This window comes from Ottowia thiooxydans DSM 14619 (genome assembly GCF_000422885.1).
Taxonomy (GTDB): Bacteria; Pseudomonadota; Gammaproteobacteria; order Burkholderiales; family Burkholderiaceae_C; genus Ottowia; species Ottowia thiooxydans.
On the sequence record NZ_KE383943.1, the window covers coordinates 313,611 to 330,008 of the forward strand.

The window sequence follows — 16,398 nt, forward strand, 5'->3', positions numbered from 1 at the left end:
CTATCTGGCTTTGATGGATAGCGGATGCAGATTGAATTTTCTGTTAAAGAAATATTTAGATACAAAAAACTATCTTCTACACATTCGCAGACTGACGCAATCCCGCGTACGCGGGATTGCGGGGCGTGGCGAGACTTCCAAGAATACACGTATCGATACATGTTGAGTAAAAAAGGTGCATTCATGATGAGAGCTTCACTTCGTTTTAATCTTGGTCCTACATCCCCATTACGTTGGCTGGCGGTGCTAGCCTTGGTTGTTGGCGTGACTGCCTGTGGCGGCGACGGTGATTCCGAGACGACGACCCCTACGACCCCTACGACCCCTACGACTCCTACGACTCCTACGACTCCTACGACTCCTACGACTCCTACGACTCCCACGACTCCCACGACTCCCACGACTCCCACGACGCCTACGACGCCTACGACGCCTACGACGCCTACGCCGTCAGCCCTGAAGGGTATGGCCGCGATTGATACGCCGATTGCAGGCGGCAAGGTAGAGTTACTCTGCCAAGGAGCGTCCGTTGCGTTGAGTACCGTGACGTCGGCGGCAGGCGCGTGGCAGATCGACACTACAGGCCAGTCGCTTCCCTGCGCTGTCAAGATCACCGGCGGCAGTTTGTCGACCGGGCAGTCCTACCATTCAGCCGTTCTGGCGTTCGACAACATCAACATCACGCCCCTGACCGACCTTATGGTGGCGAGCGCCTCGGGGAAACTCCCAGCCGTCTGGTGGAGCGGCAATGGCCCGTCCGATCTATCCGGGCTGACGCCGGCTGCGCTTGAAAAAGCGCTGGTTGCTCTGCGTACCGGCTTGGGGCTTGATGCGCTCAAGAGTCTCGATCCGCTCACCGCTCAGTTCACTCCGGTAGCCAAGGACAAGCTGCACGACATACTGCAAGCTTTCCGCCTTGCCTTGTCACAAACCGGCATCGATTACTCTGGGCTCTTGTCCTCGGCTGCGTCCGGCAGCTTTGTGGTGCCTGAAAGCTTCCGCATCTCGCTGGCCAATAACTATTCCACAATCGTCAACGGCCCAAGCACCGACATTCCTGGCCCAGGTGGCAACTACACCCTGACGCTGAATGTCACCGCAAGCGGTATGAGCATGGCGCCAATCAGTATTGCCAATGTGCCTAAGCCATCCTCGCAGGCCGAATTTTGCGGTTGGGTGAATGATCCCGCCAGCAATGTGTCGCTGAGCCAGGTGAATAGTGGCGGCGCCGGCAGCATCACCATCAACAGCTGTTCGTTCAGCGGAAACGTTGGCCAGGTGAGCGCGACCATGACGATCACTTCGCCCATCTCCATGACGGTCCCCTACAGCGTGACTTACACGTATAACTAAAGTGCTGTGTTCAAGCGGGTGCAGGCCGAATTGACGCCCACCTGCAGCCTCGTACCGCCGTCTGGCCCTTAGCCAATCGGCGTATGGCATTGCAGGCAGTGGTTTTCAATAATGCAAGTGTGGAAACCTCAAATTCAAGTCGGCGTTCTTCATTTGGGTTTTGCGAGGTGGAGTGTCGATCTGGGATCGCCAGGCTTTGGCTTGGCGGTCCCAGGGAAGACCTCTACTGAGCAGCGGGGGATGGGACTCGAGAGCGAGTCAACCCGTTACGGTCATTGTGTCGCGGGCGGTCGATGGGAGTGCGGGCCAGCTAATATCGGGCATGCCTGATCTGTTTGCACAGGAGCCTACCGCCCCTCTCGCTGAAGCCCTTCGCCCCAAGACCCTGGACGAAGTCATTGGCCAGTCGCATCTGCTGGGGGAGGGGAAGCCGCTTCGGCTGGCCTTCCTGTCGGGAAAGGCCCACTCCATGATCTTCTGGGGCCCTCCAGGTGTGGGCAAGACCACCCTGGCACGGCTCACGGCCACCGCCTTCAAGTGTGAATTCATCGCCTTGTCGGCTGTCTTGTCTGGTGTCAAAGACATCAGAGAAGCCATGGAACAGGCGAGGCAATATCTCGCCCAAGGCAAGAACACCATCTTGTTCGTGGACGAAATCCACAGGTTCAACAAGTCTCAACAAGATGCTCTGTTGCCTCATGTGGAGTCCGGGTTGTTCACCTTTATTGGAGCGACCACTGAGAACCCTTCTTTTGAGGTCAATTCTGCGCTGCTGTCGCGTGCTCAGGTTTATGTTCTGAAGTCGCTGACGGATGAAGAATTGAAGCTTTTGCTCAAGAGGGCTACGGAAGAACATGCCCTTGGTGATCTTCAGTTTGAAGACCTAGCCGTTGATACTTTGGTCGGCTATGCAGACGGTGATGCAAGAAGGTTCTTGAACCTGCTGGAACAGACAAGCACAGCAGCGAAAGCTTCAGGTATCACGGAGATCACTGCCGAATTCTTGCAGAACGCTTTGACCTTGAACAGTCGACGTTTTGACAAGGGCGGGGACAATTTCTACGACCAGATTTCGGCTCTACACAAGTCCGTGCGGGGATCACACCCAGACGCTGCCCTCTACTGGCTCACCCGCATGTTGGACGGTGGGGCCGACGCAAGGTATCTGGCACGGCGCATCGTTCGCATGGCTTGGGAAGACATTGGGCTCGCCGATCCAAGGGCCATGCAAATAGCTAACGATGCTGCCTTGACCTATGAGCGACTTGGAAGTCCTGAAGGTGAGTTGGCTTTGGGGCAGGCTGTGATCTACCTCGCTGTTGCTGCGAAGAGCAATGCTGGGTACAACGCCTACAACCAAGCCAAAGCCTTCGTGAAGCAGGACAAGAGCCGTGAGGTCCCTGTTCACCTGCGAAATGCTCCAACGAAGTTGATGAAGGAGTTGGGATACGGCCATGAGTATCGGTATGCTCATGATGAACCTAACGCTTATGCTGCTGGTGAAACATACCTGCCTGACGGCATAGAGGAACCTGGTTGGTACCAACCGGTGCCCAGGGGGCTGGAGGCGAAGATTGGCGAAAAGCTCGCGACCTTGAAGAAGTGGGACGAGCAAGCGCGCGAAGACTAAACGAATCCCTCATGCTCGCCTTGACCGCCAAAAAACACCAGCGCGGGTAAGTGGAACGTATCACCGCAACTTGGGACGCCTCCTCACCACCCGGGGCTTACGAAATCCCTGGTGCTTACGTACATTAAGAACAATTAGCGTAGGAGACTTCCATGAGTGTTTCGTATCCATCAGGAAAAAGCCGTTTTCCGAGTTCTTTGTTGCGCACCGGCATGGCATTGGTGGTTGCATTCACCCTGGTTGCCTGCGGCGGCGAGGATGACCCACCGTGGAAGGGCATGGACTGGGTGGAAGGGGTTGGATGGGTCGCCCCAGGTGGAACCTCCGGATATAGCTGGGTCGAAGGCCAGGGTTGGGTTTATTGGGCAGCCAGTGGCGGTGTTGGCAGCGGGCCCGGTGCTGGCTCGCAGGCCGTGGCCTGCAAGGACTATGACGGCAACCCCATGATGGTGAACCCCAAGACCATCACCATTAACAATAACTCAGACATCGAGACGATTTACCCAGTCGTGGCGACGAGCTCCAATGAAGTGAACGAATGGGTTCAGGCGTGCCTGCGAACCACTGAACCGTATCCTACGAAACTCGTCTATAAACTTTATGTTAATGAAGGCAAAGGAATTCCGCCGGGATCCTCTGCAACCATCACACTGCCTTTGTATAGCGAGATCTCCGCAGGTAACTACATTACCTGGTGGAATGGCGGCCGCATGATGCTGGCTGATAAAAATGATCAGTTGCGAAATAAGGATGATACGAAGGTCGATACGCCTGCAAGCGTGAGCTGTTATGGGGAGGGCGTGGGGTGTGATTTAACCACTTACTCCAGCACGAATCAATTTCCAGAAAATATATATGGTCAACTCTCGGAATTCACATTCGGTGATTCTATTTTGACCGCAGGACAATCGACTCGCTTATTGAAACCGGAAAACGTAGGGTATAACATTTCTTACGTGGACCATGTCTACATGCCTGTAGCTATTGCACCAAGAGGCAATCCCTACATTGGTTATAGCGGCTCAGTCCAGCCAGCAGCTCAGTTCAGGAGCAAGCTGGAAGAATTCCTGGGTGTGAATGGCTCTGCTTCCCCCGCACTCGGTCAAGGATGGCCGGTTTACAACCTGCATAAGGTGAAACTACCGGGGGGTTACAACATATTTGCCCAGAGAACCGGGACACTTCATCCTGACGATGATGTGCCAGTCAAGCCATCAGGCACGAACCCTCCTGTACTCACGGTGTGGTCCTGCATGCAGGGGCAATGCACTGATGCGGAGAAGAAATCACTTCGCTATGGCGAGGCTGTCCAGCGCATTCAGAACCTGTGGGGATCGTGTGTCAGCTGGGATGGCGAGAACATCAGCGGCTATGTCACCGAACAGGTGGTCTGCCCTCAGGAAATGAAGGACAAGATGACTGCCATCAAGCAGTTCTTCATGGAAAATCATAAGAACTACCTGAAAATTACAGCTGACGGCCAATGTAAAAGTAAAACTCCGGTTAAGCCCAGTTTCAATTATTGGGAAGCCATGATGCATATTTATGGATGGGTGCCCTTCAATGAGGGTTGCAATGCCAATCTCAATGCATTAGCGGGCACCAGTATTCCAGGCTGGGATCATTCGAAATTGCAGTCCATGTATATTAATGATATGCAATACAACTACCAGCAAGCTGAAGTCATTGCGAATCCAAAATTAACGTTCAACCCCTACGTCAAGCTGATACATGATGGCCTCCAGATGAATGCCTACGGATTCTCTGTGGATGATGCCGTTGGTTTCATGAGTGAGTTGGGCGATGGGTTGGTCTTCACCGTGGGCGGACCCAGGGGCCTGGAAAACCAGAAGCAGTTCAATGATGCGGATGGGTTTTCCGTGGCGATTGGTGTGCCAGCGATCCTTGATGGCCGTGCCAACAAACCGCTGATCAAAAAATATGGTGTTTGTTCGCTGAATCAGAGTGCATCGGACCCTAACTGCCTCGATGACAAGCAAGATGTTTTCATGCCAGGCAATAGCCAGATCGCCGGTTTCAAAGTCGGTTCGGTAGAGTCCTATCCGGTCAAGGTGCGCTTCACAGACGTTGATGACAATGTCTACACGTTCATCGTCAAGGAAAAATTCGCAGCATGTACGCAGAGCATGCCTGTCTCGGCTTGCCCCTCCAACAAACCGAGCATTTTTGACAAGCAAGACCCGCAAACTTGCTCGGTGACGAACAGCAAGGGAGAAACGCACGCCAAGTCACATGATTGGTGTGTGAACGCCAACCCGAATCAGCAGCGGGAAAAGCAGCTCACCAAGAATTACCTGAGCTTCCCTGTACCGGTAGGTTACGCGCTCTAAAGCCAGGCAGGTAGAAGGAGATGGCCGGTTAAATCGAACCAGGGGGCGGACGGGTCGCTCCTGCGTTTGAATCACAAATGCAATACAATTTTGCAATGAAATCCGCCACCATTCCTCCTGTCCGCGTTGAGCCTGCGTTGCGTCAGGAGATGGAGCTTTCTTTGGAGCACAACGAGAGCTTGGCATCCCTGGTCGAAACTGCTGTGCGCAATGAAGTGAGCCGCAGACAAGCGAAGGTCGAATTCACACGCCGAGGTCTTGCATCGATAGAGCACACCGTGGCTGCAGGCGACGGCATTACTGCAGAGAACCTTATTGCCAAGCTTGAAGCCAAACTAGCCGCAGCGAAGCTGCGTGCATGAGTCAGTATCAGGTGATCTTCAGCCAAGAGGCGGCTGAAGATTTGGAACGTCAGTTCGATCACATCCTCGCGCGTGAGCTGGGAAGTCCCACTGGAGACCTGGGCATCCCCGCCCGAGCCATTGAATCGATACGGCAAGCCTGCAGCTTTCTGCAGCACAGCCCGTTCAGCTGCCGCAAAGCCGGGCCTAGCTCATTCATCAGGGAGTTGATCATTACTTTCGGCGGATCCGGGTATGTGGCTCTTTTTGAGATACACGACGCATCCACTGTGATCATTGGTGCGATCAGGCATCAACGGGAAAGCGATTTCCACTAGGAGACGCCGAACTGGTCCGAGCTCGCTGATGCCACTCTGAAGGCAACATTCCGAACCGCCTCCGAAACAGCTTGCTGAAACCCGATTGATCGGCGAAGCCGCAGCGCCACGCCAGAGATCCCACATGCAGGCGGTCGGTCTGCTCGATCAGGCCCTTGGCGCGCTGAAGGCGCAATTCCCTCAAGGTACCCATTACAGTTTCGTTTCGCGAAGCGAATGCCGCATACAGACGCGTGCGGGAGCAATTCGCCCCCTGGGCTACGGCGGCAACATCCAAATCATGCCGGTGTGCTTGCTGCTCCATGAAGCGCAGTGCTGCGGTGTGCCTGCCTGCATCCAGGTTCCACTCGGAATCGAAATCATCAGATTTCATTCCGTGCCGGCCAAGGTTGCGAAGCATCAATAAGGCCAAGGACCGGGTGTTTTCCAGCAGGTCCGCGAACTCATTGTTGTCCAGGCCTTGCGGTTGGCGCATCAAAGCCGTGAGATGGTTGAACTGGCTGGTAAGGGCTGGGGCCAGCGTGCCGCGCTCTAAGCCGATTGGCAGGGGATTGGGATCACACCCCAATGCTGCAATGACTTCGCTGCGGGGGAGGGCAAGGAATGCCTCACGGGAGTTGTGATCCCAGCGATAGCTGCCCATCTTGCGGGGGTCATAAAGTCCCAGGCTACCAGGGCCGATGCGTTGTTGTTCTCCCGCCGCGCCATCTCGCAACACTTCCCCTCCTTGGACCAGTGTGAGTATGACCATATCTGGTGCATGCGAGAGACGATCCGGTGCTGCACGCATTTCATAGGCAGAAGAGCGCATGGAGCCAAAAATGCCGTTGGGGCCGCGCAGCATGCGCAACTCTGCATCCAGCGCTACATCAGGAGAGGGGGGCAGCATTTCCACCCACTGGTGCGCACGTTCGCGCCACGCGTCAAAGCGCACATCCGGCTCCACGTCGTGAGAAGAGATGCATTCCAGTATGCATGGTGGAGGGGAAGATGCGGGCATGACGCCGATGGTATGACGAGGCATGGTATTTGCAAGCATTGAGCTAAGTACAAGCGATAGCTCCAAAAGGGTGCATCGCTGCGATTGCCTGATACCTATAAGTAGCGATTGCAGCCAGAGCGTTCCAATTCGAGAAAGATATTTTGCAATCGCAAGGGAAAACCCTCGCGATATGCGGCTATTTGAGCACTCTCTCTCAAATCCTCTCAGCTAGAATTTTTTTGTGAAGGGTGCCGAGGTGTCCTTGAGTGAGTAAGTGGCGCTGCCCACAAGGTAGCTAGGCCACATGATCGAAAACGAAACAGGCCCCGGCGATCTCGGCGGCACATAAGAAAGACCTTCATGGATATATTGCTTCAGCAGATCATCAACGGTCTGGTTCTGGGTAGCATGTACGCCTTGATAGCGCTGGGCTACACCATGGTGTATGGCATCATCCAGCTCATCAACTTCGCGCACGGCGAGGTCCTCATGATAGGAGCGCTCACTGCATGGACCTCCATTGGCATCATGCAGTCTCACATGTCCGGTGCTCCTGGCTGGGTGATGCTCCTCCTGGCTTTGCTGATCGCTTGTGCGGTGGCGGCTACGCTCAATTTCGTCATAGAGAAAATCGCCTATAGGCGGCTGCGAAATAGCCCCAGGCTGGCCCCGCTGATCACGGCTATCGGAATGTCGATCCTGCTGCAAACGCTGGCCATGATCATCTGGAAGCCCAATTACAAGCCGTTTCCTACGCTGCTGCCGAGCGAGCCTTTCCTGATTGGAGGAGCGGTTATTACCTGGACCCAGATCATGGTATTGAGCGTGACCGCAGTCTCGCTTGCCATACTGATGTGGGTGGTTCACTACACCAAGCTGGGCCGGGCCATGCGGGCTACGGCGGAGAACCCCCGCGTGGCGGGGTTGATGGGCGTCAAGCCTGATATGGTGATTTCGGCCACCTTCATCATTGGCGCCATATTGGCGGCGATTGCAGGGGTAATGTACGCCTCTAACTACGGCACAGTACAGCACACCATGGGTTTCCTGCCAGGGCTGAAAGCCTTTACCGCTGCAGTGTTTGGAGGCATTGGCAATCTGGCGGGTGCGGTCATCGGTGGCCTGCTCCTGGGTCTGATCGAGGCCATCGGTTCGGGCTACCTTGGGGTGCTCACGGGTGGTCTGCTGGGGAGCCACTACACCGACATTTTCGCGTTCATCGTGCTGATCATCATTCTGACCTTGCGTCCCTCCGGGCTGCTTGGTGAGCGTGTGGCCGATAGAGCGTGACGGGGGCTGCCATGACACAAAAGAACAAGATCATTGTCTTTGTCCTCTGCGGAATCGGCATCCTCATTCTGCCGCTTTTCTTGCAGCAGTTTGGTAATGCCTGGGTGCGTATCCTGGATCTGGCATTGCTCTACGTGATGCTGGCGCTGGGCTTGAACATTGTGGTGGGCTACGCCGGCCTGCTGGATCTGGGGTATGTGGCTTTCTTTGCGGTTGGCGCGTATCTCTATGCGCTGCTGGCGTCACCCCATCTGACCTCCACGTTTCCAGTGATCGCCGCCATGTTTCCCAATGGCTTCCACACCTCCTTATGGATGGTGATTCCGTTGGCGCTGGTGCTGGCCGCCGGGGTGGGGGTTCTGCTGGGTGTGCCGGTGCTGAAGCTGCGTGGTGATTACCTGGCCATTGTCACGCTGGGCTTTGGCGAGATCATCCGTATCTTTCTAAACAACCTGGATCATCCCTACAACATTACCAATGGTCCCAAGGGGGTGAGCCAGATAGATTCAGTGAAGTTCTTCGGGCTGGATCTGGGCAAACCTCTCACCATTGGTGGCTTCGAGATCGCCTCGGTCACGCTGTACTACTACCTCTTCCTGGTGCTGGTGATCCTCACCATCATCATTTGCTCACGCCTTCAGGACTCGCGTATTGGACGCGCCTGGATGGCTATCCGGGAAGATGAGATCGCGGCCAAGGCCATGGGCCTGAATACGCGAAATCTGAAGCTACTGGCCTTTGGTATGGGGGCGTCGTTCGGAGGCGTTTCGGGTGCCATGTTCGCAGCGTTCCAGGGCTTCGTTTCGCCTGAGTCATTCAGCCTGATGGAATCCGTGATGATCGTCGCCATGGTGGTACTGGGCGGGCTGGGCCATCTGCCGGGTGTGGTTTTGGGGGCTTTGCTACTGGCTGCGCTTCCAGAGGTGTTGCGGTATGTGGCAGGGCCTTTGCAAGGTATGACCGATGGCCGGCTCGATGCGTCCATCTTGCGCCAACTCCTGATTGCCTTGGCCATGATCATCATCATGCTGCTGCGCCCACGTGGCCTGTGGCCTACGCCCGAGCATGGCAAGGCGCGCAAAACGCCTTCTGATGGCGGCATGGTGCAGCCGACTTCCGCACAGCAAGACCCGCCCGGTATCGAGTTTCCGGGGGACGCGGTGCCTGGAAATGTTGAAAACCGGCAATTCCCTGTCAATCCGTAAAGATTATGAGTACCGATATTGTTCTCAAAGTACAGGGCGTTTCCAAGCGTTTTGGAGGCCTGCAAGCGTTGTCTGATGTGGGCATCACCATCGAACGTGGCCAAATCTACGGTTTGATCGGCCCCAATGGCGCCGGCAAGACCACCTTCTTTAATGTGCTCACGGGGCTTTATACCCCTGACAGCGGCAGCTTCGAGCTGGCCGGAAAGCCCTATAAGCCCAGTGCGGTGCATCAGGTGGCCAAGGCTGGCATTGCGCGAACATTTCAAAATATCCGGTTGTTCTCGGAAATGACAGCCCTTGAAAACGTCATGGTCGGCAGGCACGTGCGCACGCGTTCCGGTCTGATGGGAGCCATATTCCGTACCAGTGGTTTCAAGGCTGAAGAAGCAGCCATTGAACGGCGCGCACGGGAGTTGCTTGATTACGTGGGCATCTCGAAATACGCCGACTACAAATCGCGCACCCTTTCCTACGGCGACCAGCGAAGGCTGGAGATCGCCCGCGCATTGGCGACTGATCCACAGCTCATCGCGCTAGACGAACCTGCAGCCGGGATGAACGCCACAGAGAAAGTGATGCTGCGCGAATTGATTGATCGCATCCGCAAGGACAACCGCACCATTTTGTTGATCGAGCACGACGTCAAGCTCGTCATGGGACTGTGCAACCGTGTCACGGTGCTCGACTACGGTAAGTGCATTGCAGAGGGCACGCCGCAGGAAGTGCAGAAAAACGAAAAAGTAATTGAAGCGTACCTGGGCACGGAAAGCCATTGATGAAAAGACCTGTTCCTGGGCCTGCGGGCGGCACTTCTAGATTGGATTCCTGATATGGCACAAACTTTACTCAAAGTGTCTGGCCTGAAGGTGGCGTATGGCGGCATTCAGGCTGTAAAAGGCGTGGATTTCGAGGTGCGCGAAGGCGAATTGGTTTCGTTGATCGGCTCCAATGGCGCCGGCAAGACCACCACCATGAAGGCCATCACGGGTACACTGCCGCTCAATGCCGGCGATATCGAATACATGGGCAAAAGCATCAAGGGCCGAGGCCCTTGGGATCTGGTCAAGGAAGGCTTGGCCATGGTGCCGGAGGGGCGCGGTGTGTTCACACGCATGAGCATCACAGAGAACCTGATGATGGGCGCCTACATACGGGATGACAAAGCCGGCATTGCATCGGATGTTGAGAAGATTTTCACCATCTTCCCTCGTCTGCGCGAGCGCAAGGATCAACTGGCGGGCACCATGTCCGGCGGTGAACAGCAGATGCTGGCCATGGGCCGTGCATTGATGAGCCGGCCCAAGCTGCTGCTGCTTGACGAGCCTTCCATGGGCCTGTCTCCCATCATGGTAGATAAGGTGTTTGAGGTGGTTCGTGATGTCTACGCCCAAGGCGTGACCATCTTGCTGGTGGAGCAGAACGCCAGCCGGGCACTGGCGCTGGCAGATCGTGGCTACGTCATGGAATCAGGCTTGATCAACACCACTGGTCTGGGCAAAGATCTTTTGAATGACCCGAAAGTCCGGGCGGCGTATCTAGGGGAATAGCACTAGGGCGTGTTCATCATGGGCTATGAAGACGTTTGATGGCTTTGCTCAAAACTGCTCGCGTCCTGCCACCCGGGTGCGAAAGCGCATATCCGCTCCCACGCGGCTAGCTTCCACCCATTCCAGTGCCACGCCCTGTGTCAGCTCGGTGAATGGACCAAGGGCTGCGATGCCCGCACCGTCGCCCAGTAACAGCGGAGCCTGGTAGATCAAAAGCTCGTCTACCTGCCCCTCGCGCAATAGTGATCCGTTGAGTTTGTAGCCTGCCTCCACGTGCAGCTCGTTGACTTCACGACGTCCTAGATCGCGTAGCACCGCGGCCAGATCTACCTTGCCGCCTTGGTTCGGCAGCACGATCACTTGCGCGCCCAGCTTGATCAGAGCTTCCTGGCGGGCGGAATCCTGGCTGGCGGTGTAAATCAAGATGCGCCGCTCAGCCACACTCCATAGCCGTGCGGCAGGGGGTGTTTCAAGGCGACTGTCTACGATAACCAAGGCCGGTTGCCGGGTAACGCCTGGAACCCGGGCGTCCAGTCGGGGGTCGTCTTCCAGCACGGTGCCGATGCCTGTCAAGATGGCGCAAGCGCGTGCTCGCCAGAGGTGCCCATCTTCACGTGCCGCCGCAGAAGTGATCCATTGGCTGCGTTTGTTCGGCAACGCGGTTCGGCCGTCTAGCGAGGTGGCTGCCTTCATGCGGACCCATGGAATACCGCGCACCATACGGCTGAAAAACCCGATGTTCATCTCGCGCGCCTCGAGCGCGCCCGGTCCCACTTCGACTTCCACCCCCGCTGCGCGCAAGCGCGCAAAGCCGTTGCCTCCCACCTTGGGATTGGGATCTTGCAGGGAAGCGACTACGCGCTTCACACCCGCAGAGATCAGTGCCTCACAACAAGGCCCGGTACGGCCATGGTGGGAGCAAGGCTCCAACGTCACGTAGGCCGTGGATCCAGCCACCGCGTGGCCTTTAGCTGCCGCGTCGCGCAGCGCCATGACTTCCGCATGCGCCTGACCGACGGGCTGTGTAAATCCTTGCCCCAACACCGCACCGTCGGGGCCTACCAGCACGCAACCCACCGCAGGGTTTGGGGGGCAATCCAGCCGTGCGCGCCTTGCCAGTTCCAGCGCCTGAACCATAGGGGCATCCACAGATGATGCGTCAGCTTGCATGGGCTTGAATCCTCCGAATAATCAAAAATAGTAGCACGAGGTAACGTACCGTGGCCGAGGTTACGGCATAGAGGACAATAGGGGATGCTTTTTAAACCAGAACCTGCGGTCAGCAACGCGCAGGCGCCGCACACCGGAGTGCTGCTTTGCAACCTCGGTACCCCCGATGAGCCCACCTCTTCCGCAGTGCGGCGCTACCTCGCTGAATTCCTGAGCGACCCCCGTGTAGTCGAAATCCCGCCTCTGGTGTGGAAGCCCATACTTCATGGCGTGATTTTGCGCACGCGGCCTTCCAAATCGGCTGAAAAGTACCGCAAGGTATGGACTCCAGAAGGCTCCCCACTGGCCGTATGGACAGCCAAGCAGGCTGTGATGCTTCGGGGCTACCTTGGCGAACGTGGTCACCGTGTCACCGTGCGGCACGCCATGCGTTATGGCAATCCTTCCATGGCTTCCATGCTGGACGAGCTGAAGGCCGAGGGTTGCACACGCGTGCTGGTCGTGCCGCTCTATCCCCAGTATGCCGGCTCCACCACCGGCAGTGTCATTGATGCCGTGTGCAGTTGGTCGAGCCGTGTGCGGCATGTGCCGGAACTTCACTTTATCAACCGTTTTCACGATGACCCGGGCTATATCCGTGCACTCGCCCGCCAGGTGAGCAACCACTGGATGAGCCATGGCCGGCCCAACAAACTGGTGATGAGCTTTCACGGCATACCTGAGCGCTCCATCAAGCTGGGTGATCCGTATCAGGCTGAGTGCCTGGAAACGGCACGCCTCCTGGCTGAGCGGTTGGCGTTGAAAAGCGACGAATTTGTGGTCTGCTTTCAATCACGTTTCGGTAAAGCCAAGTGGCTGGAACCCTACACAGACAAAACCCTGCACAGACTGGCGCAGGAAGGCGTTGCGCGGGTGGATGTGGTGTGTCCTGGCTTCGTGAGCGATTGCCTGGAAACCCTTGAGGAAATCGCCATTGAAGGCAAAGAGACCTTCCTGGAGGCCGGCGGGCAGGAGTTTCATTACATTCCTTGCCTCAACGATAACTCGGCATGGATAGTAGCGCTCGCTGAGCTGGTTCAGGAAAAGCTCTAAGACCTGCGGTGTTTTGAGGCGCCGTGCAACGGGCGTTAAGGCGCTCTGAGTCGTTCGATAAAGCCGCTCACCAATTCGAGCTGTGCCGGCACATTCAGCGCTGGCGCATGGCCGCAATTCGGCACCTCAACCGCCTCCAGTTGACCACGTGACCCAGGCCCGCGCCGAGCCATCTGATCAGCAGTTTCACGCAGAACCAAATCAGAATCGACACCCCGCAACAGCAGCACCGGCAGTTGCAGCGCATCGTAGTGCGGCCAGATCAGATAGTCGTCAGGGTGATGGTCAAACTGGCCGGTTATGGCCGGATCGTAGTGCGGTGCGACGCGACCATCGGCCATTCGCCTTACGGAGGTCTCTGTCAAACGGCGCCACTGCGTGTCGGTCAGAAATCCGTAGGGCTTGTAGGCGGCTCTGAAGAACGCCTCCAAATCTGCCATGGTGGAAAACTGGGGCGGATTTCCCGCGTACTGCTTGATACGCTCAATGGCAGATTGCGCCAATTGAGGCGCGTTGTCGTTGAGTACCAAGCTTTGGATGCGTTCCTTCAGCAGTGGTTCAAAGAAGCCTGATGCGCCCACCGTGCCTATGGCGCCTCCCATGGAGGTGCCCACCCAATGGCACCGCTCAATACCCAGTTGCACGAGCAGCTCGCGAGCGATGCGGGCGTAAAAGGCCAGGCAGTACTCGTCTTTCGGGTTCGACGCCCACTGCGACAAGCCGCGGCCAATGGTGTCTGGGCAAATGACTCGAAACCCTCGCGCTGAGAGATGCTCCGCGAGTTCGTCCATGTCTCGACCGGTGCGCGCCAATCCATGCCATGCGACCACGGTGCCGCGTGCGCTGCCAACGGGTTGCCAGTCTGTGAAATGGATTTCACGGCCAGCACAATTCAGATATTCGGAAGAGAATTTCATGGGAATTTCGGGGCGATCACAAGTGTTCAATGACTGCTTTTAAGTCTTACGAAGGCTGGCGCGGGCACGCAGCCTGCCTACTACGCCGGTGGGGAAGTAGTACACCGAAAGCACGAAGAGCAGGCCCATCCAGAGCAGCCAGCGATCGGGCGAGAGCAGGGCGGGCAGCAGCGGAATGCCCGCCGCAGCCTCACCTCCCAGGCGCAGTAAATCCTGCAGGTAGCTTTGCGCCACCACGAACAGCACTGAGCCAATCACGGCCCCGTAGACCGTACCCATGCCACCGATGACCACAATCAGCAGCACGTCCATCATGATCTCGAAGCTGAGCGAAGTGTCTGGCCCGTTGTAGCGCAGCCAGAGTGCGAGCATGCAGCCGGCGAGCGTGGCGAACAAGGCAGAGAGCACAGAAGAGAGCGTGCGGTAGACCACCACGCGGTATCCGATGGCCTCTGCGCGGAACTCGTTTTCACGAATGGCTTGGAGCACCCGCCCGAATGGTGAGTTGACGATGCGCAGCATCACCAGCACCAGCACTACGCACGCGACGAACAGCAGGTAGTAGCAGAGCAGCCTGCCATCGAGTGAGGCACCCATGAACGGCTCTTCGCTGAATTCGAAGGCGGGTGATAGCAGCTCCGGAACCTTGAAGGTGAGGCCATCTTCGCCGCCGGTGAACTCCGAGAGCTGAGAGGCCAGTGTCTGGAAAGCAGCGGCCACGGCTAGCGTGATCATGGCAAAGAAGATCGCCCGCACCCTGAGCGAGAACAAGCCCACCGCAAGCGACAGCAACAGCGAAAGCAATAGTGCACCGCCTACGCCCACAGCGAGGGCTCCCCAAGTGGGACCCAGGCGCGTGGTGGCAATAGCGATGCCGTAGGCACCAATACCAAAGAACATCGTGTGCGCGAAGCTGACGATACCCGTATAGCCGAGCAGCAGATCGAACGCGACCACCAGTACGATGAACACGAGAATCTTCGCCGCGACATTGAGAGCCTTCACGCCGGGGAAAATGAAAGGCGCCAAGGCCAGACCCAGCGTAATGGCGATAAGAATCAGGGCGAGCAGCTTGCTGCGCGGCAGATCGTGGGAGAGCAGGCGGCTCAGCATGGCGTGGTGTCCTGGTGAGTAGGTTGCGAAGAGTTCATCGGTTCGTCACCGGGTAGACGCCCTGGGGGCGCCACAGCAAAATGCCCACCATCAGCGCGATATTGGAAAACAGGGCTACCTTGGGTGCCAGGAATCCGGTGTAGTTGGCCATCAACCCCACCATCAGCGCGCCAATCAAGGCGCCCCCTGTAGAGCCCAGGCCGCCAATGATGATGACGATGAAGATCAGCACATTCACCTGTGCGCCCATCTGCGGTGTCACGTTCTGTTGGTAAAGGCCCCACATCACACCACCCAGGCCCGCCAACGCGCTGCCAGCCACGAATACGCCCACGAACAAGCGCTTGATCCTGTAGCCAAGAGACTCCACCATTTCGCGGTCTTGCACACCGGCGCGAATGAGCAGGCCCACTTTGGTGCGGGAGAGCGTCCAGGCCAGCAGAGAGAAAACCACCAAGCCCACGATCACAGCCACTACGCGGTACTTCTCCACTGCAGCTTCACCGATCAACCATGAACCTTGCATGCCAGTGGGAAGAGGCAGTGGTATCTGCTGCGGTCCCCAGATAACTTTGATCAGCTCTTCGCCGATGATCATGCCGCCCATGGTGATCAGGATTTGCTTCAGGTGTTGCCCATAGACCGGCCGCACAATGAAACGCTCGAAAGCCAGGCCAAGGGCGCCTGCCACCAGCATGGCTACCACCATGGCTGGCAGCACCGCCATCAGATTGCGCCAGATGTCGCCGGAGCCTGTCCAGTCGCCCATCAGCCCGAGCACGCTGGTCGCCACGAAAGCCCCCAGTGCGATGAACACGCCATGGCCGAAGTTAAGCACGTCCATCAAGCCGAAAACCAGCGTGAGGCCGGAGGCGATGATGAAAATGATCATGCCCATCGCCAAGCCCGCCACGGTAAGTGTGAGCCAGGTGGAAGGGGAGCCTATCAACGGCAGGGCCAGCACCATCAGCACGGGAACCAGCAGCAAGGGTTTGAAATCGACATCACGCATGTTCATACAAGGCCTCCTTGAAATGGCGTCGATACGGGGCATGAATGCGAGCGC

The 16,398-nt window shown here is 57.0% G+C and carries 15 protein-coding genes; 10 read left to right on the top strand and 5 right to left on the bottom strand.

Annotated features, from left to right (window positions below; genetic code table 11):
• Positions 1–465: 465 nt before the first annotated feature.
• The 5 genes from G518_RS40560 to G518_RS0130695 all read left to right on the top strand — a co-directional run bounded on the left by G518_RS40560 (position 466) and on the right by G518_RS0130695 (position 6,013).
• Positions 466–1,353 carry a hypothetical protein gene (locus G518_RS40560; protein WP_028605730.1) on the top strand — a complete coding sequence of 296 codons (888 nt, stop codon included), beginning with the start codon at positions 466–468 and terminating at the stop codon, positions 1,351–1,353.
• 322 nt (positions 1,354–1,675) lie between these two features.
• Positions 1,676–2,983: a replication-associated recombination protein A gene (locus G518_RS0130680; protein ID WP_028605731.1), complete on the top strand. Its 1,308-nt coding sequence runs from the start codon at positions 1,676–1,678 to the stop codon at positions 2,981–2,983.
• 152 nt (positions 2,984–3,135) lie between these two features.
• On the top strand, positions 3,136–5,334 hold the full coding sequence (locus G518_RS0130685) for a hypothetical protein (RefSeq protein WP_051237583.1): 2,199 nt from the start codon (positions 3,136–3,138) through the stop codon (positions 5,332–5,334).
• A 95-nt stretch (positions 5,335–5,429) separates the two neighbouring features.
• Complete coding sequence (locus tag G518_RS0130690; RefSeq protein WP_028605733.1) at positions 5,430–5,696, top strand: YlcI/YnfO family protein; 267 nt, start codon at positions 5,430–5,432, stop codon at positions 5,694–5,696.
• On the top strand, positions 5,693–6,013 hold the full coding sequence (locus tag G518_RS0130695; protein WP_028605734.1) for a type II toxin-antitoxin system RelE/ParE family toxin: 321 nt from the start codon (positions 5,693–5,695) through the stop codon (positions 6,011–6,013). The genes G518_RS0130690 and G518_RS0130695 overlap by 4 nt, the downstream gene beginning before the upstream one ends.
• Here G518_RS0130695 and G518_RS38950 read toward each other — a convergent pair.
• Entirely contained in the window at positions 5,982–7,037 is a 1,056-nt protein-coding gene (locus G518_RS38950; RefSeq protein WP_028605735.1) for an AraC family transcriptional regulator, read from the bottom strand. The two genes, G518_RS0130695 and G518_RS38950, sit on opposite strands and share 32 nt — an antisense overlap.
• Positions 7,038–7,355: 318 nt before the next feature.
• Between G518_RS38950 and G518_RS0130705 the strand changes: the two genes are divergently transcribed.
• The 4 genes from G518_RS0130705 to G518_RS0130720 are packed head-to-tail and all read left to right on the top strand — an operon-like array spanning position 7,356 to position 11,040.
• Complete coding sequence (locus tag G518_RS0130705) at positions 7,356–8,285, top strand: branched-chain amino acid ABC transporter permease (protein ID WP_028605736.1); 930 nt, start codon at positions 7,356–7,358, stop codon at positions 8,283–8,285.
• 11 nt (positions 8,286–8,296) lie between these two features.
• Complete coding sequence (locus tag G518_RS0130710) at positions 8,297–9,490, top strand: ABC transporter permease subunit (RefSeq protein ID WP_028605737.1); 1,194 nt, start codon at positions 8,297–8,299, stop codon at positions 9,488–9,490.
• A 5-nt stretch (positions 9,491–9,495) separates the two neighbouring features.
• On the top strand, positions 9,496–10,269 hold the full coding sequence (locus G518_RS0130715) for an ABC transporter ATP-binding protein (protein ID WP_028605738.1): 774 nt from the start codon (positions 9,496–9,498) through the stop codon (positions 10,267–10,269).
• A gap of 54 nt (positions 10,270–10,323) precedes the next feature.
• Positions 10,324–11,040 carry an ABC transporter ATP-binding protein gene (locus tag G518_RS0130720; protein WP_028605739.1) on the top strand — a complete coding sequence of 239 codons (717 nt, stop codon included), beginning with the start codon at positions 10,324–10,326 and terminating at the stop codon, positions 11,038–11,040.
• Positions 11,041–11,088: 48 nt separating this feature from the next.
• Here the strand turns inward: G518_RS0130720 and ribD are convergent, their stop codons facing one another.
• Positions 11,089–12,210 carry a bifunctional diaminohydroxyphosphoribosylaminopyrimidine deaminase/5-amino-6-(5-phosphoribosylamino)uracil reductase RibD gene (ribD, locus tag G518_RS0130725; protein WP_036596625.1) on the bottom strand — a complete coding sequence of 374 codons (1,122 nt, stop codon included), beginning with the start codon at positions 12,208–12,210 and terminating at the stop codon, positions 11,089–11,091.
• Positions 12,211–12,294: 84 nt separating this feature from the next.
• Here ribD and hemH point away from each other — a divergent pair, with 84 nt between their 5' ends.
• Positions 12,295–13,302, top strand: coding sequence for a ferrochelatase (gene hemH / locus G518_RS37775; protein WP_036596758.1), 1,008 nt, complete (start codon positions 12,295–12,297; stop codon positions 13,300–13,302).
• A 35-nt stretch (positions 13,303–13,337) separates the two neighbouring features.
• Here hemH and G518_RS0130735 read toward each other — a convergent pair whose 3' ends face one another.
• The 3 genes from G518_RS0130735 to G518_RS0130745 are packed head-to-tail and all read right to left on the bottom strand — an operon-like array spanning position 13,338 to position 16,350.
• Positions 13,338–14,219 carry an alpha/beta fold hydrolase gene (locus tag G518_RS0130735; protein WP_036596627.1) on the bottom strand — a complete coding sequence of 294 codons (882 nt, stop codon included), beginning with the start codon at positions 14,217–14,219 and terminating at the stop codon, positions 13,338–13,340.
• 39 nt (positions 14,220–14,258) lie between these two features.
• The gene (locus G518_RS0130740; protein ID WP_028605742.1) at positions 14,259–15,332 is read right to left on the bottom strand and encodes a branched-chain amino acid ABC transporter permease; all 1,074 of its coding nucleotides are present in this window, start codon (positions 15,330–15,332) and stop codon (positions 14,259–14,261) included.
• A 34-nt stretch (positions 15,333–15,366) separates the two neighbouring features.
• Complete coding sequence (locus tag G518_RS0130745; protein WP_028605743.1) at positions 15,367–16,350, bottom strand: branched-chain amino acid ABC transporter permease; 984 nt, start codon at positions 16,348–16,350, stop codon at positions 15,367–15,369.
• Between the last annotated feature and the right edge of the window lie 48 nt (positions 16,351–16,398).

What these genes read in the sequence shown, in the direction of transcription:
- G518_RS40560 (WP_028605730.1), top strand. Translation starts at nt 466, where the DNA reads ATGGCCGCGATTGATACGCCGATTGCAGGCGGCAAGGTAGAGTTACTC.
- G518_RS0130680 (WP_028605731.1), top strand. Translation starts at nt 1,676, where the DNA reads ATGCCTGATCTGTTTGCACAGGAGCCTACCGCCCCTCTCGCTGAAGCC.
- G518_RS0130685 (WP_051237583.1), top strand. Translation starts at nt 3,136, where the DNA reads ATGAGTGTTTCGTATCCATCAGGAAAAAGCCGTTTTCCGAGTTCTTTG.
- G518_RS0130690 (WP_028605733.1), top strand. Translation starts at nt 5,430, where the DNA reads ATGAAATCCGCCACCATTCCTCCTGTCCGCGTTGAGCCTGCGTTGCGT.
- G518_RS0130695 (WP_028605734.1), top strand. Translation starts at nt 5,693, where the DNA reads ATGAGTCAGTATCAGGTGATCTTCAGCCAAGAGGCGGCTGAAGATTTG.
- G518_RS38950 (WP_028605735.1), bottom strand. Translation starts at nt 7,037, where the DNA reads ATGCCTCGTCATACCATCGGCGTCATGCCCGCATCTTCCCCTCCACCA.
- G518_RS0130705 (WP_028605736.1), top strand. Translation starts at nt 7,356, where the DNA reads ATGGATATATTGCTTCAGCAGATCATCAACGGTCTGGTTCTGGGTAGC.
- G518_RS0130710 (WP_028605737.1), top strand. Translation starts at nt 8,297, where the DNA reads ATGACACAAAAGAACAAGATCATTGTCTTTGTCCTCTGCGGAATCGGC.
- G518_RS0130715 (WP_028605738.1), top strand. Translation starts at nt 9,496, where the DNA reads ATGAGTACCGATATTGTTCTCAAAGTACAGGGCGTTTCCAAGCGTTTT.
- G518_RS0130720 (WP_028605739.1), top strand. Translation starts at nt 10,324, where the DNA reads ATGGCACAAACTTTACTCAAAGTGTCTGGCCTGAAGGTGGCGTATGGC.
- ribD (WP_036596625.1), bottom strand. Translation starts at nt 12,210, where the DNA reads ATGCAAGCTGACGCATCATCTGTGGATGCCCCTATGGTTCAGGCGCTG.
- hemH (WP_036596758.1), top strand. Translation starts at nt 12,295, where the DNA reads ATGCTTTTTAAACCAGAACCTGCGGTCAGCAACGCGCAGGCGCCGCAC.
- G518_RS0130735 (WP_036596627.1), bottom strand. Translation starts at nt 14,219, where the DNA reads ATGAAATTCTCTTCCGAATATCTGAATTGTGCTGGCCGTGAAATCCAT.
- G518_RS0130740 (WP_028605742.1), bottom strand. Translation starts at nt 15,332, where the DNA reads ATGCTGAGCCGCCTGCTCTCCCACGATCTGCCGCGCAGCAAGCTGCTC.
- G518_RS0130745 (WP_028605743.1), bottom strand. Translation starts at nt 16,350, where the DNA reads ATGAACATGCGTGATGTCGATTTCAAACCCTTGCTGCTGGTTCCCGTG.